The organism is Streptomyces sp. NPDC006487 (genome assembly GCF_042870555.1).
GTDB lineage: Bacteria > Actinomycetota > Actinomycetes > Streptomycetales > Streptomycetaceae > Streptomyces.
On the sequence record NZ_JBIAHN010000025.1, the window covers coordinates 25,150 to 51,365 of the forward strand.

Here is a 26,216-nt window from a genome sequence, read left to right on the forward strand (position 1 = left end):
TCGGCTCTCGGGAAAGTTCGGCCGAGGGGGGTCAATGTCGCTTCCGCTGCGGTGGGTTGTGGTCGTCGGGGGGACGGGGATCGCCTTCCTGATCGGGTTCCGGCTGGGAGTGTGGGACCCCTTCGGCTGGCTGCCGGAGAAGGACTCCGACCGGGTGTCGGCGGCCGCCGGATTCGGCGGTGCCATGGCCGCGGTGTGCGCGCTGGTCGGCGGCTGGTGGGCCGGTGGCGGCGGGGAGGGCGGGAACTCCCTGCGGCAGCGCGCCCGCGCCTCCGGCACCAGCCGGGTCACGCAGACCGGCGGTGGAGCCTCCGGGCCGGTGGACCAGTGGGCGCGCGCCGACGGGGACTCCCGCGTACAGCAGACGGCCGCCGGCGGCGGTGAGCAGCAGCCGGATCCGGACCCGGCTCCGTGAGCGCCGAGCAGCGGGCTCGGGCCGAGGGGCATGCGCGGATCACGCAGGTGACGGTGGCGGGGGACTACGTCACCCACACGCCGTCCGTGGGTCCCCCAACCCCGGCCGCACCGGGGCTGCCCGCTCCGCCCGCGGCGCTCGTCGGACGGGAGAACTCCGTCAGAGTGCTCACCGACCTGCTCGACGAGGGCGGGGCTCCGGTGACGGTCGTGGCCGGGCTGCCGGGGGTCGGCAAGAGCGCGCTGGCCGTTGCCACGGCCCATCGGGCGCTGGAGTACGGGTGGTTCGATGAACGGGTGTTCTTCCTCCAGCTGCACGGCTACGCCCCGAACGGCGCGGTGAGCGGGTCGCAGGCGGTGCGCGAGATGCTGCGCGGCCTGGGGGTCGGGGACGCCGACGTGCCGCCGTCCCCCGAGGGACAGGTGGCGCTGTACCGGGCCCGGTTGGCCTCGCTGGCGCGGGCCGGGCAGCGGGTGCTGATCGTCGCGGACGACGCCGGGGCGGTGTCCCAGGTGCAGGACCTCGTGCCGCCCGACGGCACGCACCGGCTGCTGGTGACCTCGCGGCACCGGCTGGTCGCGCCGGGCTTCGCCGCGCGGGTGGTCGGGCTGGACGAGCTGGGGGTGGAGCCCGCCGCGGAACTGATCGCCGGCGCGCTGCTGCGGACCTGGCCGGAGGATCCACGGCCGGCGCGGGAGCGGCAGGCGCTGGGGCGGATCGCGGAACACTGCGGGCGGCTGCCGCTGGCCCTGACGGTGGCGGGTGCGCTGCTGGCGGGGGATCCGGGGCTTCCGGCGGCGGAGCTGGCGCGGCAGCTGGCGCGGGCGCGGAACCGGCTGGAGACGCTGCACGTCGACGGTGACGTGCCGGTCGGGGTCCGGGCCGCGTTCGACCTCTCCTACGCGAGGCTTCCGGCGGACCAGGCGCGGCTCTTCCGGCTGCTGACGGTGGTGCCGGGACCGGACTGTTCCACGCTCCACGCCGCCCTGGTCACCGGAAGTGGCGTCGCATTCGAGGACATCACGGCGGCCGCCGGGGCCGAACTGCGGCCCGCGCTGGCCGCGCTCGTACGGGCCAGCCTGCTGGCGGAGCAGCCGGTCGGCTCCGGGCGGTGGCGGATGCACAACCTGGTGCGGCTCTACGCCCTGGAGCGCGGGGAGGAGCGTGCGCAGCAGGACGGCCGGGAGCGAGCGGTCGAACGCTTCCTGGCCTGGCTGATCGCCGAACTCGGTGCTGCGCGGGCAGCCCTCGGCCTGGACGGGAGTCCGCAGACCGGCCGGGGCTTCTCCTCGGCGGCGGCTCTGCACTGGTTCGAAACGGAACGCCTCGTGGCTTCGGCCACCGTGGCATTCGCGGCCGAAGCCGGGCGTTGCAAGGACGCCCTCCTCATGTCCGTGGACCTGGGCGAGTACCTCAAGGTCTACGGCCACATACGGGACCTCCTGGTGATGACGCGCCAGGTGGTGGAGGCCGCGCGCCGGAGAGGCGATCGGTTCATCCTCGGTGTGGCGCTGTCCAACTACGGCAGCGCACTCGTCGACGGGGGGCGATCGGAGGAGGGTGTGGAGCAGTTGGAGGAGGCGCTGTCGCTGCTCCGCGGGACCCTGCGCGAGGGCGAGGGCAAGGTGCTGGCCGACCTGGGCCAGGCGTACAGCGAAATGAACCGGCTGGAGGAGGCCCGGGAGGCGAGCGAGGATGCCCTGCGCATCTTCCGTGAGCTGGGGAACCTGCACGATCAGGGCCCACCGCTGGCACGTCTCTCCTACATCTACTCCCGGATGGGGCGCACCGACGAGTCCGTCGACTTCTTGCGGCAGGCCATCGGGCTGATGAGGGAGACCGGGGACCGCCATCGGGAGGCCTCCTGGTCGACTTCCCTGGCGGTCGTGCTGTGGCGGTCCGGTCACCGGCAGGAGTCCCTGGCCGTGGCGCAACGGGCCCTCGCGGTAAGGCGGGAGCTCGGTCACCGGGCCGGGGTGGCCTGGTCCCTCACCTGCCTCGCCGAGTCACTCGTGGAGGCGGGACGGCCGCAGGAGGCGGTCGTGGGTCTGGAGGAAGCGGTCGCCCTCTTCGGGGAGGTCGGCGACCACGCCCGGCAGGCTCCCGCTCTGAGTGACCTGGGGATGCTGTACCTGAAGGCCGGGCGGCTGGAGGAGGGGCTGGCAGCGGCGGAGCGTGCCCACGACCTGCTCGCGGGCACGGGACGACCGGCTGACGAGGCCAGGGCCGCCCAGCGGAGGGCGGTGGGGCTGGCCCTGCTGTACCGGATGGGTGAGGCTGTGCCCGTCTTCGAGCGGGCGGCGGACTGCTTCGGTGCCGCTGGTCTGACCCGGCAGGAGGCGGACTGCCGGGAGGTGGCAGAGGCCGTGCGGCAGGAGGCCTCCGCCATGGCGGCGAACACCGAGGGCGCGAGGCCCCCCTTGGGGCCGCTCCCGCAGGAACAGGCGGACCCGGCCGCCGCTCCGGTGCGGCCGCCCGTGGCCGAGGGCAGCCGCTGGCGCGATCGCCTCATGCCCCGACTGCGCCGCTGACCCGGCCCGCCAACCGGGCCATCGCCTCCCGGAGTTCGCGCTCCGCGCCCACCGGGACGATCGCCGCGCGGCCCGGTACGCGTACGCCGCCCGTCAGGGCCACTCGGGTGGCGCCGTCGGGGGTCGGGGCGGCGGCCATGCCGATGATCAGGAAGCGGCTCTGGAGCCAGCACCAGCCTGGGCGCAGGACACCGCGGAAGTGGGCCCGCAGACCGTACTTGCTGCGGGCCAGGGCCTCCACGCGGTCGCCGGTGACCCGGAGCACGCGCACGGTGCGCATGTCCGGCTGGAAGCGGCCGAACTCGCCCTCCAGGTCCGACATCACCGCCCAGACCTCCGGCAAGGGGGCGGGGAGGGTCGCTTCGACGACCCGGGCTCCCGGAACGCCGGCCGCCATGATGCGGAGTCGGGCGACCGGATCCAGTTCGTACGTCATGAGGACCACGCCTTCCGGAAGCTCGTACGGGCCCGGTGCAGCCGGGACTTGGCGGTGCCCGGCGGGACGCCGAGCAGGGCGGCGGCGGACTCCTCGTCGAGGCCTTCGACGTCGCGGAGTACGAGGACGGCCCGGTGGGCCGGCGAGAGGCGGGTCAGGACGTCCTCGATGTCGGTGGCGAGCTGCGGGTCGTCGCGGGCGGGTACGTCGGCCAGTTCGGCCGGGCGGTCGCGGGCGGCGCGCCGGGCGGTACGGACGGCCTCGCGGACGGCGATGGACCGGACCCAGCCGTACAGGGTCTCCGGGTCACGGAGGGTGCGGAGCGACCGGAAGACGCGGAGCAGGGCCTCCTGCGTGGCGTCCGGGCCGTCCGCGAGGGCGACCGGGTGGCAGATCCGCGCGATGTACGGGGTCAGGTGGTCGAGGAGGTCGTGGAGCGCGAGGGTGTCTCCGCTGCGGGCCGCGCGCGCGAGGGCGACCCCGCGGTCGCGGGCGGCGGGGGTGAGGGGGCCCGCGGCGGGGCCGGCGGGCGCGCTCACCGGGCCCGTGCCAGCCGGGCCGCCGCCCAGCCGAAGCCGAGGCAGGCGGGGGTGTAGAGCGCGAGGTTGAGGGCCCGGAAGGGGCCTTCCGCGGGGGTGGGAAGGAGGTCGGCGGCCCAGCCCAGGCCCGCGAGGCCCCGTACGGCCAGCCCGGCGGCGACGGCTGCCGTCACCAGACGGGCGGGCCGCCCTCCCCGGCCGTGCGCGTGCGCGAGCACGGCGGCGGCGCCGGTCAGGGTGAGCGCGGCGAGCGGCAGGACGACGGGCGGGCCGAAGGACACCTCGGAGCCGAGCACGGCCAGGGACAGGGTCCCCTCGTCGGGGGCGGGCCAGGTCAGGCCGGTGGCCCAGTACAGGTGGACCAGCCCGTCGGCGGCGAGCAGCGCGGCGAGCGCGCGCCCGGTGCGCATGCGTGTCGTGTCCTTCATCGTGTGGCCCCCTCGGTGGTGGAACGCTCCGGCAACGATCCGGCACACAGAGGAGGGGGCTCACGGGGGAAACGTTCCCTGTGAGCCCCGTCACGCACCTGGCCGCGTGCCCGTCAGTCGACGATCTCCGGGCGGGCCTTGATCACCGAGAAGACCGCGCCCTGCGGGTCCGCCAGGACGGCCATGCGGCCGGCCGCCATGTCGAAGGCCGGGGCCATGACGGAGCCTCCGGCGCGGGTGGCGGCGGCCTGGATCTCGTCGACGTCGTCGGCGCTGAAGTACGGGATCCAGTTCGGCGGGGTGCCCGGCGGGAGGTCCTTCAGGTCCATCATTCCGGCCACCGCGCGGCCGCCGACCTGGAACTCCGTGTATCCAGCGGCCTCCGGCATCTCGGACGGGGTCGTGGTGACCGGCAGGACGGAGCCGTAGAACGCGGACGCGGCGGGGACGTCGCCGGTGCTCAGCTCGTTCCAGATGAGTGCGCCGTGCTCGTTGACGATGCCCGCACCGTCGAAGGTGCCGGCCTGCCACAGGCCGACGACGGCGCCGGTCGGGTCGACGATGACGGCCATCCGCCCGAGGTCCATGACGTCCATCGCGCCCATCATGACCGTGCCGCCCGCGTCGGTGACGGACTTCAGGGTGGAGTCGAGGGAGTCCGTGGCCAGGTACGTGGTCCACACGGTCGGGGGCATCGGGTCGGGGGTGGTGCCGTCCGGGTTCATCGCCTTCATGATTCCGGCGACGGGCTTGCCCTTGAGGGTGCAGACGGCGTACCCGCCGGTCTCGGGCGGCCCGACCTCGCCCTGCCAGCCGAAGAGGTCGGCGTAGAAGTCGATTGCGGCCTGCTGGTCGGGAACCATCAGGTCGATCCAGCAGGGGGTGCCGGGCTTGTAGGGGCCGTTCATGTCGGGCACGGGGCCCTCCGTCGGGGTGGGTAGGGGTTGGACGGCCCGTCCCCTACCCGGCCGGGGTGGCCGGAATCGGACCGTACGGGTGAACCGGCGCCGCGGAGGAACGGGGAAACGCAGCGGCCCCCGTCTCCCGGTGGGGGAGGCGGGGGCCGCCGGTGCGACGTGGTCCCGGGTCAGAGCTTCTCGGGGGTGCGGATCCCGAGGAGGGACATGCCCTTGCTGAGGGTGCGAGCGGTCAGCTCGCACAGGAACAGGCGGTTCTCGCCGACGACGAGCTCGGGCTCGGGCTTGATGACCGGGCACTGCTCGTAGAACGTCGCGAACAGCGAGGACAGCTGGTAGAGGTACGCGGCCACCTTGTGCGGGGCGTGCTCCGCGGCCGCCTCGGCGATGAGCTCGCCGAAGTGGTCCAGGTGCAGGCCCAGCGCGCGCTCGGCCGGCGCCAGCTCCAGCTCCGGGTGCGCGACCGGCTTGCGGTCGCCCGCCTCGCCCGCCTTGCGCAGGATCGACTTGATGCGGGCGTACGCGTACTGGAGGTACACGGACGTGTCACCGGTCAGCGAGACCATCTGGTCCAGGTCGAACTTGTAGTCGCGCGAGGCCGAGGTGGACAGGTCCGCGTACTTCACGGCGCCGATGCCCACGTACCGGCCGTTCTCGAGGATCTCTTCCTCGCTCAGACCGATCTTCTCGGCCTTCTCCCGGACGACCGCCGTCGCCCGGTCGACGGCCTCGTCGAGGAGGTCCACCAGCCGTACCGTCTCGCCCTCGCGGGTCTTGAACGGCTTGCCGTCCTTGCCCAGCACGGTGCCGAAGGCCAGCTGCACGGCCTTGGTGTCCTCGTTCAGCCAGCCGGCGCGGCGGGCCGTCTCGAAGACCATCTTGAAGTGCAGGGACTGCCGCGCGTCGACCACGTAGATCAGCTCGGTCGCGCCCAGCTCGCTCACCCGGTCGCGGATCGCCGAGAGGTCGGTCGCGGCGTAGCCGAAGCCGCCGTCGGACTTCTGGACGATCAGCGGGGTCGGGTTGCCGTCCGGGCCCTTGACGTCGTCGAAGAACACGCAGAGCGCGCCGTTGGAACGGACGGCCACGCCCGACTCCTCCAGCAGCTTGCAGGTCTCCACCAGCATGTCGTTGTAGCCGGACTCGCCGATCACGTCGGGGTCCTGGATGTCCATGTCCAGCTTGTCGAAGACGGAGTAGAAGTAGATCTTCGACTCGTCCACGAACCGCTGCCAGAGGGAAAGGGTCTCCGGCTCGCCCGCCTGCAGGTCCACCACCCGCGCCCTGGCCCGCGTCTTGAACTCCTCGTCGGAGTCGAAGAGCGTGCGCGAGGCCTTGTAGAGCCGGTTCAGGTTGGACATGGCCTCCTCGCCGGAGACCTCCGCGCCCTTCTCGGCCTTGTGGTCCAGCTCGTGCGGGTGCTCCATCAGGTACTGGATGAGCATGCCGAACTGGGTGCCCCAGTCGCCGATGTGGTGGCGGCGGACCACCTTCTCACCGGTGAATTCGAGGATCTCCACCATCGCCGCGCCGATCACGGCGGACCGCAGGTGACCGACGTGCATCTCCTTGGCCACGTTCGGCTGCGCGTAGTCGATGACCGTCGTACCCGGCTTCGCGGCGAGCGGCACGCCGAGCCGGTCGTCGGCGGCGCGCGCGGTCAGCGTCTCGACGATCGCCCGGTCGGTGATGGTGATGTTGAGGAAGCCGGGCCCGGAGACCTCGATCTCCTTGATCAGGTCACCGGTGTCGATGCCCTCGACCACGGTCGTCGCCAGCTCGCGCGGGTTGGCCTTGGCCTTCTTCGCGAGCGCCAGGATGCCGTTGGCCTGGAAGTCGGCCCGGTCGCTTCGTCGCAGCAGCGGGTCGCTCGCACCGGCGTCCGGCAGGGCGGAGGCGAGTGCGTCGGCGACGCGCTGGTTGACGGAGGAAGCGAGGGAAGGGACCGAGGCCATGAGCTGCCGTTCCTGTGAGGTCGTGCCGATGCGTGCACTGGGGTTTCGGTTGGGGGTTCAGACAAGGACCGAGTATCCCACGCGGGGGCTGTCCACATCCCGGGATATACGGGGGATGAGGTGGCGCCGATAAACCTCGGAGCGCTCCCTTCCGTCTGGGAGAATGGCGAGAAGCCAGCATTCGAGATAGAAGGACGTGTCGTGGCTCAGAGCGCGCAGAGCAGCACCGAGACCGACTGGGTCTCCCGTTTCGCGGACGAGGTCATCGCCGAGGCGGAGCGCCGAGCCCCCGGTAAAACGATCGTCGTCGCGTCCGGCCTGTCCCCCTCCGGCCCGATCCACCTGGGCAACCTCCGCGAGGTCATGACCCCGCACCTGGTCGCGGACGAGATCCGCCGCCGGGGCCACGAGGTGCGCCACCTGATCTCCTGGGACGACTACGACCGGTACCGCAAGGTCCCCAAGGGCATCCCCGGCGTCACCGAGGAGTCGCACGCCCAGCACATCGGCCGCCCGCTGACCGCCGTGCCCGCCCCCGAGGGATCCGCGTACCCGAACTGGTCCGAGCACTTCAAGGCCGCCATGGTCGAGGCGCTGGCCGAGCTGGGCGTCGAGTACGACCCGATCAGCCAGACCGAGCAGTACACCGCGGGCACCTACCGCGAGCAGGTGCTGTTCGCGATGAAGCACCGCGGCGACATCGACGCGATCCTCGACCAGTACCGGACCAAGGGGAAGCCCGGCGGCAAGAAGCCGCAGCAGAAGCAGGTCGACGAGGCCGAGCTGGAAGCCGCCGAGGGCTCGGGCGCGGCCGCCGAGGACGACGGCAGCGCGGAGGGCACGGAGTACTTCCCGTACAAGCCGTACTGCGCCGAGTGCGGCAAGGACTTCACCACGGTGACGTCCTACGACGACGAGACCACCGAGCTGACCTACGTCTGCACCGAGGACGAGTTCACTGAGACGGTCAAGCTCAGCGAGTTCAACCGCGGCAAGCTGGTCTGGAAGGTCGACTGGCCCATGCGCTGGGCCTACGAGGGCGTGATCTTCGAGCCCTCCGGCGTCGACCACTCCTCGCCCGGCTCCTCGTTCCAGGTCGGCGGCCAGATCGTCGGCATCTTCGGCGGCGAGCAGCCGATCGGACCGATGTACGCCTTCGTCGGCATCAGCGGCATGGCCAAGATGTCCTCCAGCAAGGGCGGCGTCCCGACCCCGGCCGACGCACTGAAGATCATGGAGCCTCAGCTGCTGCGCTGGCTCTACGCCCGCCGCAAGCCCAACCAGTCCTTCAAGATCGCCTTCGACCAGGAGATCCAGCGGCTCTACGACGAGTGGGACAAGCTGGAGGCCAAGGTCGCCGACGGCTCCGTGCTGCCCGCCGACGCCGCCGCCCACGCCCGCGCCGTACGCGTCGCCTCGCACGAGCTGCCGCGCACCCCGCGCCCGCTGGCCTACCGGACGCTCGCCTCGGTGGCGGACATCACCGCAGGACACGACGAGCAGACCCTGCGCATCCTGAGCGACCTGGAGCCGGAGCGGCCGCTGACCTCGCTCGACGAGGTGCGCCCGCGCCTGGACCGCGCCGAGAACTGGATCACCACCCAGGTCCCCGCCGACCAGCGGACGCTGGTGCGCGAGGAGGCCGACGTGGAGCTCCTGTCCTCCCTGGACGACGAGGGGCGCGAGTCCCTGCGCCGTCTCGTGGACGGGCTCGACTCGCACTGGTCCCTCGACGGCCTCACCACGCTCGTCTACGGCGTGCCGAAGGTGATGGCCGGCCTCGAGCCGGACGCCAAGCCGACGCCGGAACTCAAGGTCGCGCAGCGCACGTTCTTCGCGCTGCTCTACCGCCTCCTCGTGACCCGGGAGACCGGGCCGCGCCTGCCCACGCTGCTGCTCGCGGTGGGGGCGGAGCGGGTGCGCAAGCTGCTCGCCGTCTGAGGCCGTGCGACACGGGAAGGGCCCGCACCCCTCGGGGGTGCGGGCCCTTCCCGTGTCCTGCGGCGGCGATCACGCGATGTGCTCGTTCTCCAGCTCGGTCTGGTAGCGCTGCTTGAGCTGCGGGAAGATCTTGCGGATCAGCGAGGCACTGCGCGGGTGCACCACGCCGTACCGGTCGGCCAGCAGTATGTCGAGCTGCTCGGCGGTCAGGACCTCGCCGTTCTCCTCCAGGTGGGAGCGGAAGACCTCGTACGCCGCCTCCGCGAACTTCACGTCGTCGTCGCTCGGCGGCTCGCCCTCCGGGAAGGCCTCCTCCTGGCGCGGGCCCGGTATCGGCAGCTCCTCCTGCTCCGGCTCCCGCTGCGCCGGCTCCTGCTCCGGGCCCGCCGGGGGCATGACCGGGGTCGGCTCCAGGCCCTCGACGTACTGCGGGTTGTAGCCGCCCTCGTACGCGGCTTGCGGCGCGCGGGGTGCCGCGAACCACGCGCTGTTGTGCGCGGCCGGCATCGCGGTCGGATCCACCACGAAGGGCGCGGCGTCGGGGTGGCCCTGCGGAGCCATGGGCCCGGCGGGCTGCTGCTGCTGGTGCTGCGCCGCGCCGGTACCGGCCGGGCCCTCGGCGCCGACGGCGTCGGTGGTGTCGGTGGTGTCGGCGTCGGCGTCCGGGCCGGCCGGGCCGAGGGCGGGAACGGCCAGGGCCGTCGCCGCGGCCGGCCGCTGCGCGCCCTCGGCGCCGGCCGTGAGGGCCGGAGCCGCCGGGTCGGCGGCCGGGGGCGGCGGGATGAGGAGGGGGTCGATGCCCGCCGCGGCCAGGCCTTCGGGGGCGGTCTGGGAGAGGGGGACGCCGATGCGGGCCAGGCGCAGCGGCATCAGGGCTCCGACGGGGGCCTTGCGGCGCCAGGCGCGGCCGTAGCGCGCCTGCAGGCGGGCCTGGTAGATCAGGCGGTCCTGTTCCATGCCGACGGCCTGCTCGTAGGAGCGCAGCTCCCAGAGCTTCATCCGGCGCCACAGCTTGAAGGTGGGGACGGGGGACAGGAGCCAGCGGGTGAGGCGGACGCCTTCCATGTGCCGGTCGGCGGTGATGTCCGCGATCCGGCCGACCGCGTGGCGGGCTGCTTCCACGGTGACCACGAAGAGGATCGGGATCACCGCGTGCATGCCGACGCCGAGGGGGTCGGGCCAGGCGGCCGCGCCGTTGAAGGCGATCGTCGCCGCCGTCAGGAGCCACGCCGTCTGACGCAGCAGCGGGAACGGGATCCGGATCCACGTCAGGAGCAGGTCCAGCGCGAGCAGGACGCAGATGCCCATGTCGATGCCGATCGGGAAGACCAGCGAGAAGGAGCCGAAGCCCTTCTTCAAGGCCAGGGCGCGCACGGCGGAGTACGAACCGGCGAATCCGATCCCCGCGATGACGACGGCTCCGGCGACCACGACACCGATCAATATCCGGTGCGTACGAGTCAGCTGCATCGCGGCCACCCGCGATCCCCTCCCCTTGTCGAGCTACGGCAGGGCACAGCGTACGCGCGTACGGACAAGGGGGCGTCGGCGGTCCGGACCCGGGGCTTCCGGGCCCGGTCCGCCGACGGCGCGGTGCGTCCTAGGAGTTCGAAGGCGAAGGCGAAGCGGAGGGCGACTGCTCCGGCTGAGCCGACTGTTCCGGCTGCTTCGCCTCGTTGGCGGCCGCGACCGAGGCGACGGTCTCCTTCGTCGCCGCGATGGCGTCCTGGAGCAGCTTGGCCTGGTCCGGGGCGGCCGCGCCCTCGTAGGCCGTGCCGTTGTAGTCGAGGGTGATGACGACGTTGTGCGCGCGGGCGATGACCGAGGTGTTGAAGAAGTCGCCGTCCTTCTTGGTGGTGAAGGTGACGGAGGTGGCCTGGTCGCCGATGCCGCCCGCCTCCTCCGGCTTCACGTTCTCCGCGCCCTCGACGGCCTTCGCCTTCTCGACCTGCTTGGCGTACTCGTCCTCGGCGCGCTTGCTGCCGGTGCCGACGGAGGCGAGGGAGTCGTAGCGGACCAGGGAGATCGAGAGCCAGCGGTACTGCGAGCCCTTCAGACCGGCCTCGTCCAGACCGTTCCAGGTGCAGGTGGCACGGCTGGTGAGGTCGTTGGACTTGGCGGCGGTGCCGTTGGCGTCCTTCGCCTTCGGGACGATCGTCTCGATGGTCTTCGCGGCGACCGCCTTGCACGGCTCCGGCAGCGTGGCGTACACGGCCTTCTCCAGCGCCTCCTTGGAGGCCTTGGCGCTCGGCTCGGCGGACGAGGATGCTCCGGACTTCTTGCCGCTGTCGGCACCCGACTTCTCGCCCGAGTCGGACGAGCAGCCGGCGACCGTGAGGATCACCGGGACGGCTGCGCAGGCGAGGACGCGGGTGAGGCGCGAGGCTGATCGGTGCATGATTCCTTCAGACGTTGTGGGTCTTCGTGCGGGCTCGGACGGTCCCTCTTGCGGGCGCGGGACCCGAGCAACCGTAGCCCGACCCGGCGCCCGTCTGCTGTGCGCGCCGTCACGACGGCCCCGCACGCCCCCCTGGGACGGGACCGGCTAGTCGTCGAACCGATCCACGAGGGCCTGCGCCAACTGCCGTGACTTGTCCTGGGTTTCACCGCTGGGCGGGACCGTGCCGGGGAGCGAGGGCTGGATGCTGTACTCCACGGTGACGATGACATTCGAGGTACGGAACACAATGCGGACCGTGCGCGCCTGTGCGGCGGTGGCCCCGGCGGCGGCGAGCTTGTCCTCGAGGTAGGCCTCGTCGCCGAGCCCTTCGAGGACGCGGGAGCCGAGCTCGGGCGGGGCGGACGGACTGGTGGACGGGCCGGCGGACGCACCAGGACTGGTGCTCGCGCCGGGGCTGGTGCCGGCACCCGTGCTCGGCTTCGCACCGGGGGCACCGGGCGTCGGGGCCCCGGACCCGGACGCGGACCCGGACGGGGTCGGCGTCGGGCTCGCCGACGGCCCCGGGGCGGGCAGGTTGGCGGCGGTGAGCTTGCGGCCGTAGACCTGCCGCGCCTTGTCGTCGTCGCTCGTGGTGGCCCGGTCGTACGAGACCACGCGCTCGAAGCCCACCGACAGCAGCCGGGTCTCGGCCGGCGTCTGCGAGGTCCACCGGCAGCCGACGCGCCGGTCGGCGTCGTACGAGGCGTCCGCGACCCCGGCGTAGAGCGCTTCGAGGGCCTCGGGGGTGAGGCCCTCGGCGGCCGGGAGCATGGCCTTGACCTTCTTGGCGTCGGCGGCCTTGCAGGGCATGGGCAGGCTGCGGTACTTGCCGGGCTGCGCACCCGTCCCGGCGTTCGCACCGGGCTTCGCGTCGCTGGAGGTTCCGATTCCGGCGCCGCCGTCGGTGCAGGCGGTGAGGCCGGCCCCGAGGGCGGTGAGCATCGCGATGGCTGGCAGGACTCCACGTACTCGTACCGTCTTGCGCTGCACGTTCCACCGGCTCCCTTCGGGAAAATGCGTTGCCGCGGCTGGGGCGCGGATGGACACAATGTCTATCGCACACGCTGGTGCCGGCGCCGGTCTCATGTCGTATTTGAGGCCATGAGCGAGGCTTTTTGCGTTGAGAGACTTTTGTGGTGTTGACGGGGTGTTGAGGATGAAATGTCATACGTAGAAGTGCCCGGGGCGAAGGTTCCCATCCGGATGTGGACCGACCCGGCGTCGGTCGAGGACAGCGCGATGCGCCAGCTCCAGAACACCGCCGGCCTTCCCTGGATCAAGGGCCTCGCCGTCATGCCGGACGTGCACTACGGCAAGGGCGCGACCGTCGGCTCGGTCATCGCCATGAAGGACGCGGTCTGCCCGGCTGCGGTGGGAGTGGACATCGGCTGCGGCATGTCGGCGGTCAAGACCTCGCTGACCGCGAACGACCTCCCGGGGGACCTGTCCGGGCTGCGCTCGCAGATCGAGAGGGCGATCCCGGTGGGGGCGGGGATGCACCGGGAGGCGGTGGATCCGGGGCGGCTGTACGGGGTCTCCGTGGAGGGGGTCGCGGATCTGTGGAAGCGGTTCGACTACCTCGCGGACGCGGTGAAGTTCCGTCATGAGCGCGCTTTGCGGCAACTGGGAACCATGGGAGGCGGCAACCACTTCTGGGAGCTTTGTCTCGATGTATCCGGTTCGGTGTGGATCATGCTGCACTCCGGCTCCCGGAACATCGGGAACGAGCTGGCCGACTTCCACATCGGAGTGGCCCGCGGACTTGCGCACAACCAGGGACTGGTCGACAGGGACCTCGCCGTGTTCCTCGCGGCCACGCCTGAGATGCGGGCTTACCGGGAGGACCTGTTCTGGGCGCAGGAGTACGCCAAGTACAACCGTGCCGTGATGATGAGCCTGTCCAAGGAAGTGATCCGCAGGGAGTTCCGCAAGGCGAAGGTCTCCTTCGGGCAGGAGATCAGCTGCCACCACAACTACGTGGCGGAGGAGCGGTACGACGGCATGGACCTGCTGGTCACCCGGAAGGGCGCGATCCGTGCCGGCAGCGGTGACTACGGGATCATCCCCGGCTCCATGGGTACGGGCTCGTACATCGTGAAGGGTCTCGGCAACGAGAAGTCCTTCAACTCGGCCTCGCACGGCGCGGGCCGGAAGATGAGCCGGACGGCGGCGAAGAAGAGGTTCTCGGCGCGCGACCTGGCGGAGCAGACCAAGGGCGTGGAGTGCCGCAAGGACTCGGGCGTCGTGGACGAGATCCCGGGCGCGTACAAGTCGATCGAGCAGGTCATCGACCAGCAGACCGACCTGGTCGAGGTCGTGGCCAAGCTGAAGCAGGTCATCTGCATCAAGGGCTGATGCCCGGGCGCGGACGTCGGGGGGAGCGGAGGGGTCCGGACCGTTCACGGTCCGGACCCCTCCGTGTCGTGCGTGAGGGCTCGGCTCCGTCGAGGGGGAGGTCCACCGGGAGTTCCCCGCCGGAGTCGTCAACTCCGTTAAGGCGCAGTCGGATTCGGCTGGAGGAAGTCGCCGTCCGGGGTCTTGACGTTGGGAGTTGGTCTAGACCAAGGTGTCCCGCATGTGGAGATCCCGTGCGGTTCTTGCCGCGCTCGCGTCGTTGTCGCTCACCGTTGGTGCCGCTCAGGCAGCCGACGCCGTCGGGGCCGAGTCCGCAGCTCCGGCCGCCGCCGCGGCCTCGCGGGCGGTGGGGCTGCCGCCCGTGGTGTCGCACGTGCCGACCGCGGAGAAGGTCGTGTTCATCACCATCGACGACGGGTGGTCGCACGATCCGGCCGTTGCCCGGACGCTCGTCGACCAGCGGGTGCCCGCGTCGCTGTTCCTGCTGCCGGGGGCGTACTCGTACGACGCCCAGTACTTCACCGGACTCGTCGCGCAGGGGCGGTCGGTGAACGTGGAGAACCACACCGTCAATCACCCTGATCTGACGTCGCTCGACGCCTCCGGCAAGGACGCCGAGGTGTGCGGGGCCGGGGAGCAGGCCGCCGCGGCGTTCGGGCGGGAGCCGAAGCTGCTGCGGCCGCCGTACGGGGCCGTCGACGACGACGTCCGGCTCGCCGCGAAGGCGTGCGGGGTCAAGGCGCTGATCACGTGGACGCACGACTTCACGACGTGGAGCGAGACGCCGGCCACGCCGCAGCTGAAGGCCGGCGACATCGTGCTGCTGCACTTCACGCCGACGCTCGGCGCGGACCTGAAGCGGGCCCTGGACGCGGCGAAGGCCGCCGGGCTGAAGCCGGCGGCCTTGATGCCGCACCTGAAGAGCGCCGGGCTGGTGCCGTAGCCCGCTCTACGGGTTACAGCTCGCGGTGGAGCTTCGTGTTCGAGGCCTGGGCGCGGGGGCGGACCACCAGGAGGTCGATGTTGACGTGGCTGGGGCGGGTCACCGCCCAGGTGATGGTGTCGGCCACGTCGTCGGCGGAGAGGGGCTCGGCCACGCCGGCGTAGACCTTCTCCGCCCGCTCGGCGTCGCCCCCGAAGCGGGTCTTCGCGAACTCCTCGGTCTTGACCATGCCCGGCGCGACCTCGATGACGCGGACGGGCTGGCCGACGATCTCCAGGCGGAGGGTCTCGGCGAGGACGCGGGCGCCGTTCTTGGCGGCCACGTATCCGGCGCCGCCCTCGTAGGTGGCGTGGCCGGCGGTGGAGGAGAGGACGACCACCGTGCCGTCGCCCGAGGCGGTCAGGGCCGGCAGCAGGGCCTGGGTGACGTTGAGCGTGCCGATGACGTTGACCTCGTACATCGTGCGCCAGTCGGCGGGGTCGCCGGTGGCCACGGGGTCGGCTCCGAGGGCGCCGCCGGCGTTGTTGACGAGCACGTCGCAGCGCTGGAGCGAGGCGGCGAGGGCGTCGACGGCGGCGCGGTCGGTGACGTCGAGGGCGTGGGCGGTCGCCTCGTGGCCGGCGGCCGTGATCTCGGCGGCGAGGGCCTCGATGCGGTCCTTGCGGCGGGCGGTGAGGACGACGTGGTAGCCGGCCGCGGCGAGCTGCCGGGCGGTGGCCGCGCCGATGCCGCTGCTCGCGCCGGTGACTACGGCGGTTCGGGTGGCCGTGCTCATGCGGGCTCCTCGTGCGTTCGTGTGTTCGTACGGGTGGGTACTGGCCAGCATAGGCCGGTCGCCGTGCAGGTCACCGGCCGCGCGGGGCGTACATGATCACGGCCATGCCGGCGAGGCAGACGAGGGCGCCCGCGATGTCCCACCGGTCGGGCCGGTACCCGTCGGCGACCACGCCCCAGAGCAGGGATCCGGCGACGAAGACCCCGCCGTAGGCGGCGAGGACGCGGGCGAAGTCGCCTGCGGGCTGGAGGGTGGCGACGAACCCGTAGAGGCCCAGCGCGATGACTCCGACGCCGATCCAGGCCCAGCCCTTGTGCTCGCGGACGCCTTGCCAGACGAGCCAGGCACCGCCGATCTCCAGGAGTGCGGCGAGGGCGAAGAGGGCGGCGGAACGGGCGATGAGCATGGCCGGAACCCTATGCGGAGCCGAGGGGCGAATGAGCGAACGGGGAGGTGGGCTCGCCCTCGTTCGTGTGATGGTCCGACCATCGGACGGGCGGGAGGGCTAGCGTCCGCGCGTGGAGGTGGTCGCGGTGCGCCGAGGTGCCGTACGGAGTGTGGTGATGGCCGGGCTGCTGGTGCTGCTCGGCGGGCTGGGGAGCGGTGTGGGGAACGCCCTCGCCGGGGCCGGGGCCGGGGCCCGGGCAGGAGTCGGGCCCGAGGCCGAGGCGGACGTCGCCTATCACGGGCGGGTCGCCCTGACCGGGGGCCGGCTGCGGATCCTGCTGGTCCCGGAGAACGAGGGTCCGTCCGCCCTGGCGAACGCGACCGTACGGCTGCGCCTGTCGGCCGACCTCGCGGACCGCCAGGAGCTGGCGGAGGGCTGCGCGCGGGCCGGGCTGAGCGAGGTGGTGTGCGAGACGGGGGAGCTGCCGCTGCACGGGCGGGGGCGGCACATCGGGCTGGCGCTGCGGCTGAAGGAGCCGGCCGCGGAGGTGGTGGTGCGGGTCGACACCTGGTGGAACGGCGGCGCGACCGACCGGAACCACGCCAACAACGAGCACGTGGTGCTGGCCCTGGACACGGGGGACACGTACGCGTTCTGACCGGGACGTGTCCCGACCGGACGCGGTCCGACCGGTGTGTGTTCTGACCCGTCTGCGTTCTGACCCGTACGTGTTCTTACGCGTACGGGTCCTGCGGCGTACGGGTCCTGCGGCGTACGGGTCCTGCCGCGTACGGGTCCTGCCGCGCGGGCACGAGTGCGCGCGGCTACGGGGTGCCGACGCCGCCGAACTCGGCCACGGCCTCGTCGACGATGCGCTCCAGCCGGGCGTGGTGGGCGCCGCGCCAGTAGACGCGCTCGCAGTCGGCGCACTGGGCGAAGACCTCGTACGAGCGCTGCGTGCCGCTCTCCAGCCGGTCGCCGACGCTGTCCTTGTCGGCCTCGCGCAGGGTGCCGTTGCACGCGGTGCAGCGGGTCCAGGGCGCGAGGGCCGGGGCGAACCGGCCCAGGATGTCGCGGACCTGCTCGTCGGGGTTGTCGCTGTAGACGTACGCGCCGGCGAACAGCTCGCGGCGGCGCAGCAGTCCGCGGTCGCGGGAGAGCAGGACGCGCTGCTCGGCGGCGGAGCGGGTGGCCAGGGCGGGGTCGCCGATGTCCTCGTTCTCGTACGCCGCGTCGACGCCCAGCAGTCGCAGGCGGCGGGCGAGGGTGCCGAGGTGGACGTCGAGGAGGAAGCGCAGCGGCGTGGTTCCGGGGACGCCGGGGAGGTGCTGGGGGCGGTCGACGCCGAAGACCTCCACGGATTCGCCGGCCCGGGGCACGTGGGCGAGGGGCGTCTCGGCTCCGTCGACGAGGATCCGGCCGACTTCGGTGAGGGGGACACCGGCCGATTCGACGACGTGGCCGAGGCTGGAGACGCCGTCGGTGGTGGTCGGCACGCGGGCGCCGCGGCGCGCGGGCGCGGCGAACACGTGCAGTTCGGGGGCGAGGGTGAGCTGAATGCCGGGTCCGTTCACGAGGTCAGCATGCCATCGCCGGGCGCTGGTCCGCGGGCGATTTACGGGGCCGCGCACGCAGGTCCGCAGGGCCGGGTGCCGCGACCGGGCCCGGGGCCCGGCTAGGCGTCCATCGCCGCCGCGGTGGCGGCGTCGTGCAGCTCGCGATGGGCGTTGACCTCGTCGAAGTGGTTCTCGGCCCACTCCTTCACGGAGCTGAGCAGGCGGCCGAGGTTGCCGCCGAGGTCGGTGAGCCGGTAGTCGACGCGGACCGGGACGGTGGGGGTGACGGTGCGGGCGACGAGGCCGTCGCGCTCCAGGGAGCGCAGGGTCTGGGTCAGCATCTTCTGGCTGACCCCGGGGATCCTGCGGCCGAGCTCGCTGTAGCGCATGGTGCGGTCCTCGGCCTGGGCGAGCGCGCTGACGATGAGGCCGACCCACTTGTCGCTGATGCGGGCCAGGAGCTGACTGGTGGGGCACTCCTTGAGGAAGGCGTCGTAGGCCTCACGGGCCTCTTCTCGGCGGGCCTCGGCGGTACGGGTGGCCATGGGTGCCCCACTTCCGGGTCGGGTACGCACTCCGGGGTACGTACTTACGATTCGAGAGTAACTCTCCCTAGGTTAGTTCTCACCGGAAACGCCGGAAAGAACGAACGAGTGAGCGAACCTGCGGAAGAGGCGATGGCGATGAGCACGACGATGCTGGCGGCAGTGACCGAGGGCTTCGGCGGCCCCGAGCGGATCGAGGTCGTACGGGTGGCGGTCCCGCAGCCGGGCGCCGGGCAGGTCCGCGTACGGGTCCGGGCGGCCGGCCTGAACCCGGTCGACGGCGCGGTACGGGCCGGGGTCTTCGGCGGCGAGGGGCAGCGGCTCGGCTTCGGCTGGGACGTGGCGGGCGAGATCGACGAGCTCGGCGCGGACGTGGCCGGCTGGGCGGTGTCCGACCGGGTGGTCGGCCTGCACTACGGGCCGGTCAAGCCGCTCGGTACGCACGCGGAGTACGCGGTGCTCGACGCGTCGGCGCTCGCTCCGGCCCCGGTCACGGTCGACACGGTGACGGCTGCGGCGCTGCCGCTGAGCGGCCTGACCGCGGCCCGTGCGGTGGACCTGCTGGAACTCCCGGCCGGGGCCGCGGTCCTGGTCACCGGCGCGGCGGGGGCGGTCGGCGGCCTCGCGGTCCAGCTGGCGGCGCGGGCCGGCTACGTGGTGACGGCCCTGGCGGGACCCGATGACGAGGCACTCGTACGGTCCCTGGGCGCGGCCCACTTCGTCCCGCGCGGCTCGGCTCCGGCCGCCGCGGTGGACGGTGTCGTGGACACGGCGGTCCTCGGCGGCCCGGCCCTGGCCTTCGTCCGCGACGGCGGCGCCTACGTCGGCCTGATTCCCCACGCGGCCCCGGCGGCGGAGCGGGGCGTCCGCGTGGTGGAGCAGGAGGTGGCGGCGGACGGCGCGCACCTGGCCCGCCTGGTGAAGCTGGTCGACACGGGCGACCTGACGCTCAGGGTGGCGCGCACCTTCCCCCTGGCGGAGGCCCCCAAGGCGCACGCCCACCTCGCGGACCCGGGCACGCGCGGCCGCATCGTCCTGACGGCCTGAGGCCGCGCCCCTGCGGCCGGGGACCGGGCCCGGCGCCGCACTGGGCAGCGCCGGGGCCGGGACCCGCCGGGAGTACGGACCTCTTAGTACAGGCCCTTGTAGATCTGCCAGCCGGTGGCGACCTTCACGCGGCTGCCGAAGGTGCCCTTGCCGGTGCCGGGGATCCGCCAGATGGCGCCGGAGGTGTCCCGGGCCAGCAGGTCGGCGCGGCCGTCGCCGTTCAGGTCGCCTGCGGCGACCACGGAGTTGTAGGTCGAACCCCAGCTGTCGGAGAGCTTCACGGGCGCGCTGAAGGTGCCCTTGCTGCTGCCGTTCATGCGCCACAGCCGGTTGGACTTGTCCTGGAGGATCAGGTCGCCGAACCGGTCGCCGTTGAGGTCGCCGGCGCCGAGGATCTTCTTGTAGCCCTTGTACGAGCCGGGGATCTGCACGCGCGGGGCGAAGGTGCCGTCCTTGGCGCGGGCGTACCGGTACAGGGCACCGGTCGAGGCGTTGCGGGCGACGAGTTCGGCCGGGCCGCCACCGGCGACATCGCCGGGGGAGGTCAGCACGTCGTACTGGTTCCAGCCGCCGCCGATGAGCGTCTTCGGGGTCTTGGGCGTGAAGGTACTGCCGCAGTTGGCGGTGTAACGGCGGAGCTCGCCCTTGGAGTTGCGGACCAGCAGGTCGTTGCAGAGGCTGAGGTCCGGGCCCTTGACCGGGATGGGCAGCGTGCCGGCGGGCCAGCCGTAGCCGGTGGCGGTGCCCTTGAAGGCGCCGGTGGCGCGGTTCCCGAAGATCGAGCGGATACCGCCGTCGGTGGTCATGACGAGCGCGTCGCCGGTGCCGTCGGGCTTGCCGGAGGCGCTGCCCATGTCGCGGAGGGCGGAGGCGCCGTTGTAGACGGTGACCGTGCCCGTGGCCAGGGTCTGCTCGCTGGTGTCCCCGGCCATCGATGTGGCCTTGAGGGTCCACTTCAGGGGGCCGCTGGGGGTGAGGGTGGTCCCGTCGTCCCCGTAGCCGTCCCAGGCCACCGAGGGGTTCGGCGTCGTGCCGCCCTTGATGGTGCGCCGGAAGGTCCCGTCGGCCCCGGTGAGGGTCACGGTGTAGGAGTAGACGGGCCGGCTGAGCTGCCACGACGCGCGCCAGTCGCCGTAGTTGCGGTCGTTCTGCGACGGGACGTAGGCGCTACGGACCGTCAGGGGTGCGTTCGTGGTGCGGGCGCTGCGGAGAGCGGTGATCTCGCTCTCGCCGCCCATGTCCCAGGTGGCGGTCGCCTGGCCGTCCGGCCCTGCGGCGATCCGGCCCTCCACGTCGTCGGCGCCCTGCGAGCCCCACAGCAGGGTGCCGGCCGACCACACGCCGTCCTTGAAGTGTGCCTGGTGCAGCTCCTCGGAGATTTTCCACAGGGCCCTGATGGTGCCGTCCTTGCCCACCGAGGCGTCCTGGAAGGTCGCCCAATTCGGCGAGGACGAGAGGGTGGTGACGCGGGACCACTTTCCGTCCGCGTGGGTCAGCGTGGCGGATGCCACGGCGACGTCGGGGTCGTCCCCCTGCGGCGCGGACCAGATCAGGGTCACGTCGCCGTCGGGCTCGACCAGGGGCTCGGAGGGCAGGGCCCACGGGTACGGGCCGACCCTGAGGTCCGGCGCCCGTCGCCAGTCGGCCTTCGTGTCGGGCAGGACGGCAGTGTGGAGCAGCCTGTCGTTTTCGGCCTTGAGGTCCTCGGTCCACGCCAGGGCCACGGGGCGGCCGGCGCCGCCGGCCAGCCGCGGTGCTCCCAGAACGGTGGCGGAGTCCGCGATCGGAGCGGGCGCCGTCCAGCCGGCCGCGCCGGCCGGGCGGGTGGACGTACGGATGCTGGAGCCGCCGGTTTCCGTCAGCTGGCGGAAGGCGACCACGGGCGTGCCGTCGGAGTCGACGGTGGCCTCGGGCTGTTCTGCCCCGGTGTCGCCGTCCGCGGCGGCGTTGCTCACCTGGGCCGCGGCGGACCACGTGCCGTCGGGGGTGCGGGTGGCCGCCCAGACGGACCACACCGTGCCGTTCGCCTTGCGCTGCTGCCAGGTGAGGGCGAGGGTGCCGTCGGCGCCGGCGGCCAGGTCGGGTTCCGTCAGGAGGTGCCCCCGGTCCCGGTCGACGAGGATGGTGGGCGCCGACCACGCGCCGTTCTTCAGGGTGGAGGTGACGAGCCGGGTCGGCACCTTGCCCCAGTCTCCGGGCTCCCTGTGGTCCGGGTACTCGGTCCACGTGGCGACCACGTCACCGCCCACGAGGGTGAGGGTGGCCTGTCCCCGCTCCTCGGCCGCCGAGGACAGCTGCTTCGGGGTCTCCCAGGTGTCGCGGCCGGCCGGGCGCACGGCTGCATGGAGCACGGGCCGCCGCGCTCCGGAGACGAGGACGTACTGGTAGTAGAGCACCACCGCGGAGTTGTCGTCCCGCTGGACGAGTCCCTGCGTGTACGACTCGGAACCCAGTTTGGAAATGCTCGACCAGCCGGTCCACGGCGGCAGGTCCGCCGCGTGGGCGGTGCCGGTCAGCGCCGGGACGGTGCCGGCCACGACGGCGGCGACGGCCAGCGCGGACAGGCCCCGGCGGCGCAGGCCGGGCGCGGAACGGACGGAAGCAGGCAGGTGCACGGATCCCCCAGGCGAAAGACGGTTGCTCGCAAGGGAGACACCCGAAGATCCCGCCGGGTTGTACGGGCCCGGGCGATTACCTGCGCCGCGGGCGGGAAGCCCTCGCCGAGGGCCGCCCACCGGGCCGCCCGCAGTGGGTGAATGGCCGGATCAGGGCCACACGAGGCAGTACGGCTGGTGCCCCGCCTCGTGGAGGCGGTGGGAGAAGTCCTGCCATTCGTGGAGCAGCTGGTAGACGTTGAAGGCGTCGCGGGGGCCGCCGCGGTCGGGGACCGTGGACCAGATGAAGGCGGCGGCGCCGACGGATTCCTCGCCGATGCCGCGCAGCGGGTCGACGACGGTCATCGGGAGTTTCACGACGGCGTAGTCGGGGTGGAGGACGACCAGTTCCAGCGGGGGCACCTTGTGCAGGGGTATGCCCTCGATGCCGGTCAGGACCATCGCGGCGACGGTTTCCGGCTTGATCTTGCTGAACATGCCGCCCATGCCGAGCTCGTCGCCGCCGAGCTCCTCCGGCCGCATCGTCACCGGGACGCGCGCGGCCGTGGCCCCGTCGGGGGCGCCGAAGTACTTGTACGTCACGCCCATGCCGCGGCCCCTGGGGAGGCCGTCGGGGTCCTGCGTGGGGCCCGGTACGTGTTCTGCCGCGTCCGTGGCGCGACGGCGGTGCTTGCCGCGGCGACGTTCCCGGGCGCGCTGCGGGTCCAGGCCGTCCGTGCCCTCGCCCGGTCCACCACCGCGTTGCATATCTCCACCCGACGTGTCTTGCCTGCCCCGGCCCCGTGACCCCCGCCACGCAGCCTGATCATCATGGCAGTGACCTCCCCCGGGGCGGCGCGGTGAAACGCCCGTCCGCAAGTCAGTCGCGGCCTGATGAGACCATGGCTGGTGTGAGCTACCCGTACCCGTATGAAGCCAAAGTCTCGCAGACTCTCTTTGACCGCGCGTCCCTCGTGACGCCTGGCGGCGTGAACTCTCCCGTGCGCGCCTTCCGCGCCGTGGGCGGAACGCCCAGGTTCATGGTGTCCGGTACCGGTCCGTACCTGACCGATGCCGACGGGCGCGAGTACGTCGACCTCGTCTGCTCGTGGGGGCCGATGATCCTCGGCCACGCCCACCCGGCCGTGGTGGAGGCCATCCAGGCCGCCGTCGTCCGCGGCACCTCCTTCGGCACCCCCGGTGAGGGGGAGGTCGCGCTCGCCGAGGAGATCGTCGCGCGGATCGAGCCCGTGGAGCAGGTCCGCCTGGTGTCCTCCGGGACCGAGGCGACCATGTCCGCGATCCGTCTCGCCCGCGGGTTCACCGGCCGCGCCAAGATCGTGAAGTTCGCCGGCTGCTACCACGGGCACGTGGACTCGCTGCTGGCCGCGGCCGGATCCGGGCTCGCGACCTTCGCGCTGCCGGACACCCCCGGGGTGACGGGCGCGCAGGCCGGGGACACGATCGTGCTCCCCTACAACGATCTGGAATCGGTCCGGGCGGCCTTCGCCGCGCACCCGGGCGAGATCGCCTGTGTGATCACCGAGGCCGCGCCCGGCAACATGGGCGTCGTGACCCCGGGGGAGGGCTTCAACCAGGGGCTCGCCGACCTGTGCCGGGCGAACGGCGCCCTGTACATCTCCGACGAGGTCATGACGGGTTTCCGCACCTCGCGCGCCGGCTGGTACGGCGTCGACGGGGTCAAGCCCGACCTGATGACCTTCGGCAAGGTCATGGGCGGCGGCTTCCCGGCCGCGGCGTTCGGCGGCCGTGCGGACGTCATGGGCCACCTGGCGCCGGCGGGTCCCGTCTACCAGGCGGGCACGCTGTCCGGCAACCCGATCGCGACGGCCGCCGGTCTGGCGCAGCTGCGGCTGCTGGACGGGGCGGCGTACGAGAAGGTCGACGCGGTGTCGCTCCAGATCCAGGGGCTGGTCACCGAGGCGCTCACCAAGGAGGGCGTCGCGCACCGGCTGCAGACGGCCTCCAACATGTTCTCGGTGTTCTTCACCGAGGACGAGGTCCGCAACTACGACGACGCGAAGAAGCAGGAAGCCTTCCGCTTCAACGGCTTCTTCCACTCGATGCTGGCGCAGGGCGTCTACCTGCCGCCGTCGGCGTTCGAGTCGTGGTTCGTGTCCACCGCCCACGACGACAAGGCGATCGAGCGCATCGCGGCCGCCCTGCCGGCCGCCGCCCGGGCCGCCGCGGAGGCCACCGCATGAGCGCCGGAACGAGTGCCGCAACGGGTGCCGGAGGCGGCGTCCCCGCCGAGGGCAACGAGATCACCGTCGTTCACGTGGTCCGCCACGGCGAGGTGCACAACCCGGACGGGGTCCTCTACGGCCGCCGCGCCGGCTACCACCTCTCCGAGCTGGGCCGCAAGATGGCGGACCGGGTCGCGGAGCACCTGGAGAACCGGGACGTGACGTACGTCGTGGCCTCCCCGCTGGAGCGGGCCCAGGAGACGGCCGCGCCGATCGCCAAGTCGCACGGGCTGGACCTCGCGACCGACGGACGCCTCCTCGAGGCGGGCAACGTCTTCGAGGGCAAGACCTTCGGGGTCGGGGACGGCGCGCTGCGCAGGCCCGAGAACTGGAAGCATCTGACGAACCCGTTCAAGCCGTCCTGGGGCGAGCCGTACGTCGAGCAGGTCGTGCGGATGATGAGCGCGATCGAGTCCGCCCGTGACGCGGCCCGCGGCCACGAGGCGGTGGCGGTCAGCCACCAGCTCCCGATCTGGATCGTACGGAGCTTCGCGGAGAAGCGGCGGCTGTGGCACGACCCGCGCCGCCGCCAGTGCACGCTGGCCTCGCTGACCTCGTTCACGTACCAGGGCGACAGGCTGGTGTCGGTGGGCTACAGCGAGCCGGCCCGGGACCTGGTCCCGGCGCACCTCCTCGCGGGGGCGAAGCCGGTGAAGGGCAAGTCCAAGGCGTTCGGGGCGTAAGCCCCGGCCGCGTCGGCGGTACGGACGACCGGGCCCGGCCCCTCGGGGCCGGGCCCGGTGCCGTGTGTCCGGCGCCGTGCGGGCAGGGCGCAACCCCTCGGACCGTGCCCGTTTGGTCAAGACTCTGCCTAATTTCATACAAGTTGCTGGACGAGGCCGTGTCCTCTCTCGACTTCGCTGAAATGTCCGCTTGTATGACATTTCATGAGCGATATGCGCGGCTTCAGCCGAAGGGGAGTGCTCGGACTCGGACTTGGAGCCGCCGCGGCGGCCGGCATCGCCGGCTGCAGCGTCGGCGGTCCGTCCGGTACGGGCAATCCGGGCCCGGCCAACCCGACGGGCGCGGCCCCGCCCTCCGGCCCGGTGGTCAAGCCCATCGGCGACGGATCCACCGCCGACACCGGGCCGCAGCCGCACCAGCCGGCCGCCCCCGTACCCCTCCGGCCGGGCGAGACCCCGCCGCAGTTCGTGGTGTTCAGCTGGGACGGCGCGGGCGAGATCGGCAACGGCCTCTTCCCCCGGTTCCTCAAGCTCGCCAAGGACCACGGCGCGGCGATGACCTTCTTCCTCTCGGGCATCTACCTGCTCCCCGAGTCGAAGAAGAGCCTCTACAAGCCCCCGAACAACCCCGTCGGCGCCTCCGACATCGGCTACCTCAAGGACGAGAACGTCCGCAACACCCTCAAGTACGTGCGCGAGGCCTGGCTCGACGGCCACGAGATAGGCACCCACTTCAACGGGCACTTCTGCGGCGGCTCCGGCTCGGTCGGCAAGTGGACCCCCGAGGACTGGCGGAGCGAGATCGACCAGGCCGTGTCCTTCGTCACCAACTGGCGCACCAACACCGGCTGGACCGACCTCGAACCGCTGCCCTTCGACTACCGCAAGGAACTGGTCGGCGCCCGCACCCCCTGCCTGCTCGGCCAGGACAACCTGCTGCCGACCGCGCAGAAGCTGGGCTGGCGCTACGACTCCAGCTCGCCCGGCGGCCTCCAGCAGTGGCCGGTCAAGCGCGGGGGCCTGTGGGACCTGCCGCTGCAGTCGCTCCCGTTCCCCGGGCACTCCTTCGAGGTGCTGTCGATGGACTACAACATCCTCGCGAACCAGTCCAAGAGCACCACCAAGGGCGTCCCGTCCAACTACCCGGCCTGGCGCACCCAGGCCACCGCCGCCTACCTCGGCGGCTTCAAGCGGGCCTACGAGACCAACCGCGCTCCGCTGTTCATCGGCAACCACTTCGAGGAATGGAACGGCGGCATCTACATGGACGCCGTCGAGGAATCCCTCAAGGGCATGGCGGACAAAAAGGACGTACGTCTCGTATCCTTCCGGCAGTTCGCCGACTGGCTGGACGTCCAGGACCCCAAGGTTCTGGCCAAGCTGCGCACCCTGGGACCCGGTCAGTCGCCGACCGGTGGCTGGGGCACGTATCTCGCGGCGGTCTGACCCGGCCCGGGTCAG

24 protein-coding genes are annotated in these 26,216 nt (G+C 72.3%); 10 read left to right on the top strand and 14 right to left on the bottom strand.

Annotated elements, in window-relative coordinates; translation table 11 throughout:
• The first annotated feature begins 34 nt into the window (after nucleotides 1–34).
• Nucleotides 35–415 (top strand): hypothetical protein, encoded by a 381-nt coding sequence (locus tag ACFYM0_RS34560; protein WP_388508662.1) that lies wholly within the window; start codon nucleotides 35–37, stop codon nucleotides 413–415.
• Complete coding sequence (locus ACFYM0_RS34565; protein ID WP_388508664.1) at nucleotides 412–2,946, top strand: tetratricopeptide repeat protein; 2,535 nt, start codon at nucleotides 412–414, stop codon at nucleotides 2,944–2,946. Before ACFYM0_RS34560 ends, ACFYM0_RS34565 begins: the two co-directional genes overlap by 4 nt.
• On the opposite strand, the gene ACFYM0_RS34570 is transcribed toward ACFYM0_RS34565, so the two are convergent.
• The 5 genes from ACFYM0_RS34570 to argS all read right to left on the bottom strand — a co-directional run bounded on the left by ACFYM0_RS34570 (nucleotide 2,924) and on the right by argS (nucleotide 7,221).
• Nucleotides 2,924–3,382 (bottom strand): hypothetical protein, encoded by a 459-nt coding sequence (locus ACFYM0_RS34570; RefSeq protein ID WP_388508667.1) that lies wholly within the window; start codon nucleotides 3,380–3,382, stop codon nucleotides 2,924–2,926. The genes ACFYM0_RS34565 and ACFYM0_RS34570 overlap by 23 nt on opposite strands.
• Entirely contained in the window at nucleotides 3,379–3,921 is a 543-nt protein-coding gene (locus ACFYM0_RS34575; RefSeq protein ID WP_388508670.1) for an RNA polymerase sigma factor, read from the bottom strand. The genes ACFYM0_RS34570 and ACFYM0_RS34575 overlap by 4 nt, the downstream gene beginning before the upstream one ends.
• Nucleotides 3,918–4,349 (bottom strand): DUF3995 domain-containing protein, encoded by a 432-nt coding sequence (locus ACFYM0_RS34580; RefSeq protein ID WP_388508673.1) that lies wholly within the window; start codon nucleotides 4,347–4,349, stop codon nucleotides 3,918–3,920. The genes ACFYM0_RS34575 and ACFYM0_RS34580 overlap by 4 nt, the downstream gene beginning before the upstream one ends.
• A gap of 113 nt (nucleotides 4,350–4,462) precedes the next feature.
• Complete coding sequence (locus ACFYM0_RS34585) at nucleotides 4,463–5,257, bottom strand: VOC family protein (RefSeq protein ID WP_388508801.1); 795 nt, start codon at nucleotides 5,255–5,257, stop codon at nucleotides 4,463–4,465.
• A gap of 179 nt (nucleotides 5,258–5,436) precedes the next feature.
• Nucleotides 5,437–7,221 (bottom strand): arginine--tRNA ligase, encoded by a 1,785-nt coding sequence (gene argS / locus ACFYM0_RS34590; protein WP_388508676.1) that lies wholly within the window; start codon nucleotides 7,219–7,221, stop codon nucleotides 5,437–5,439.
• A 201-nt stretch (nucleotides 7,222–7,422) separates the two neighbouring features.
• Here argS and lysS point away from each other — a divergent pair, with 201 nt between their 5' ends.
• The gene (gene lysS / locus ACFYM0_RS34595) at nucleotides 7,423–9,162 is read left to right on the top strand and encodes a lysine--tRNA ligase (RefSeq protein WP_388508679.1); all 1,740 of its coding nucleotides are present in this window, start codon (nucleotides 7,423–7,425) and stop codon (nucleotides 9,160–9,162) included.
• Nucleotides 9,163–9,231: 69 nt separating this feature from the next.
• Here the strand turns inward: lysS and ACFYM0_RS34600 are convergent, their stop codons facing one another.
• The 3 genes from ACFYM0_RS34600 to ACFYM0_RS34610 form a co-directional block, all read right to left on the bottom strand.
• Nucleotides 9,232–10,641 (bottom strand): DUF2637 domain-containing protein, encoded by a 1,410-nt coding sequence (locus ACFYM0_RS34600; protein WP_388508682.1) that lies wholly within the window; start codon nucleotides 10,639–10,641, stop codon nucleotides 9,232–9,234.
• Nucleotides 10,642–10,762: 121 nt separating this feature from the next.
• The gene (locus ACFYM0_RS34605; RefSeq protein WP_388508684.1) at nucleotides 10,763–11,560 is read right to left on the bottom strand and encodes a DUF3558 family protein; all 798 of its coding nucleotides are present in this window, start codon (nucleotides 11,558–11,560) and stop codon (nucleotides 10,763–10,765) included.
• A 147-nt stretch (nucleotides 11,561–11,707) separates the two neighbouring features.
• Nucleotides 11,708–12,592, bottom strand: coding sequence for a DUF3558 domain-containing protein (locus ACFYM0_RS34610; protein ID WP_388508687.1), 885 nt, complete (start codon nucleotides 12,590–12,592; stop codon nucleotides 11,708–11,710).
• A gap of 171 nt (nucleotides 12,593–12,763) precedes the next feature.
• Between ACFYM0_RS34610 and ACFYM0_RS34615 the strand changes: the two genes are divergently transcribed.
• Together ACFYM0_RS34615 and ACFYM0_RS34620 are read left to right on the top strand one after the other, a co-directional pair.
• Nucleotides 12,764–13,957 (top strand): RtcB family protein, encoded by a 1,194-nt coding sequence (locus ACFYM0_RS34615; RefSeq protein ID WP_388508690.1) that lies wholly within the window; start codon nucleotides 12,764–12,766, stop codon nucleotides 13,955–13,957.
• Between the two features lie 220 nt (nucleotides 13,958–14,177).
• On the top strand, nucleotides 14,178–14,900 hold the full coding sequence (locus tag ACFYM0_RS34620) for a polysaccharide deacetylase family protein (protein ID WP_388508693.1): 723 nt from the start codon (nucleotides 14,178–14,180) through the stop codon (nucleotides 14,898–14,900).
• A 13-nt stretch (nucleotides 14,901–14,913) separates the two neighbouring features.
• On the opposite strand, the gene ACFYM0_RS34625 is transcribed toward ACFYM0_RS34620, so the two are convergent.
• A complete protein-coding gene (locus ACFYM0_RS34625) occupies nucleotides 14,914–15,675 on the bottom strand; it encodes an SDR family NAD(P)-dependent oxidoreductase (RefSeq protein ID WP_388508696.1) in 762 nt (253 codons plus the stop codon).
• A 70-nt stretch (nucleotides 15,676–15,745) separates the two neighbouring features.
• A complete protein-coding gene (locus ACFYM0_RS34630) occupies nucleotides 15,746–16,081 on the bottom strand; it encodes a YnfA family protein (protein ID WP_267820507.1) in 336 nt (111 codons plus the stop codon).
• 112 nt (nucleotides 16,082–16,193) lie between these two features.
• Between ACFYM0_RS34630 and ACFYM0_RS34635 the strand changes: the two genes are divergently transcribed.
• Nucleotides 16,194–16,721 (top strand): hypothetical protein, encoded by a 528-nt coding sequence (locus ACFYM0_RS34635; RefSeq protein WP_388508699.1) that lies wholly within the window; start codon nucleotides 16,194–16,196, stop codon nucleotides 16,719–16,721.
• A gap of 166 nt (nucleotides 16,722–16,887) precedes the next feature.
• Here the strand turns inward: ACFYM0_RS34635 and ACFYM0_RS34640 are convergent, their stop codons facing one another.
• The gene (locus tag ACFYM0_RS34640; protein WP_388508702.1) at nucleotides 16,888–17,637 is read right to left on the bottom strand and encodes a Mut7-C RNAse domain-containing protein; all 750 of its coding nucleotides are present in this window, start codon (nucleotides 17,635–17,637) and stop codon (nucleotides 16,888–16,890) included.
• Between the two features lie 101 nt (nucleotides 17,638–17,738).
• Entirely contained in the window at nucleotides 17,739–18,164 is a 426-nt protein-coding gene (locus ACFYM0_RS34645) for a winged helix-turn-helix transcriptional regulator (protein WP_388508705.1), read from the bottom strand.
• Between the two features lie 150 nt (nucleotides 18,165–18,314).
• On the opposite strand from ACFYM0_RS34645, the gene ACFYM0_RS34650 reads away from it, so the two are divergent.
• Entirely contained in the window at nucleotides 18,315–19,211 is an 897-nt protein-coding gene (locus tag ACFYM0_RS34650) for an NADP-dependent oxidoreductase (RefSeq protein WP_388508803.1), read from the top strand.
• A gap of 83 nt (nucleotides 19,212–19,294) precedes the next feature.
• Here ACFYM0_RS34650 and ACFYM0_RS34655 read toward each other — a convergent pair whose 3' ends face one another.
• On the bottom strand, nucleotides 19,295–21,826 hold the full coding sequence (locus ACFYM0_RS34655) for an FG-GAP-like repeat-containing protein (RefSeq protein WP_388508707.1): 2,532 nt from the start codon (nucleotides 21,824–21,826) through the stop codon (nucleotides 19,295–19,297).
• A gap of 150 nt (nucleotides 21,827–21,976) precedes the next feature.
• Entirely contained in the window at nucleotides 21,977–22,414 is a 438-nt protein-coding gene (locus ACFYM0_RS34660; protein ID WP_243340142.1) for a hypothetical protein, read from the bottom strand.
• A 293-nt stretch (nucleotides 22,415–22,707) separates the two neighbouring features.
• On the opposite strand from ACFYM0_RS34660, the gene hemL reads away from it, so the two are divergent.
• The 3 genes from hemL (at nucleotide 22,708) to ACFYM0_RS34675 (ending at nucleotide 26,201) form a co-directional block, all read left to right on the top strand.
• The gene (hemL, locus tag ACFYM0_RS34665; RefSeq protein WP_388508710.1) at nucleotides 22,708–24,030 is read left to right on the top strand and encodes a glutamate-1-semialdehyde 2,1-aminomutase; all 1,323 of its coding nucleotides are present in this window, start codon (nucleotides 22,708–22,710) and stop codon (nucleotides 24,028–24,030) included.
• Nucleotides 24,027–24,755: a histidine phosphatase family protein gene (locus ACFYM0_RS34670; RefSeq protein ID WP_388508713.1), complete on the top strand. Its 729-nt coding sequence runs from the start codon at nucleotides 24,027–24,029 to the stop codon at nucleotides 24,753–24,755. Before hemL ends, ACFYM0_RS34670 begins: the two co-directional genes overlap by 4 nt.
• 213 nt (nucleotides 24,756–24,968) lie before the next feature.
• A complete protein-coding gene (locus ACFYM0_RS34675; RefSeq protein WP_388508805.1) occupies nucleotides 24,969–26,201 on the top strand; it encodes a hypothetical protein in 1,233 nt (410 codons plus the stop codon).
• Nucleotides 26,202–26,216 lie beyond the last annotated feature (15 nt).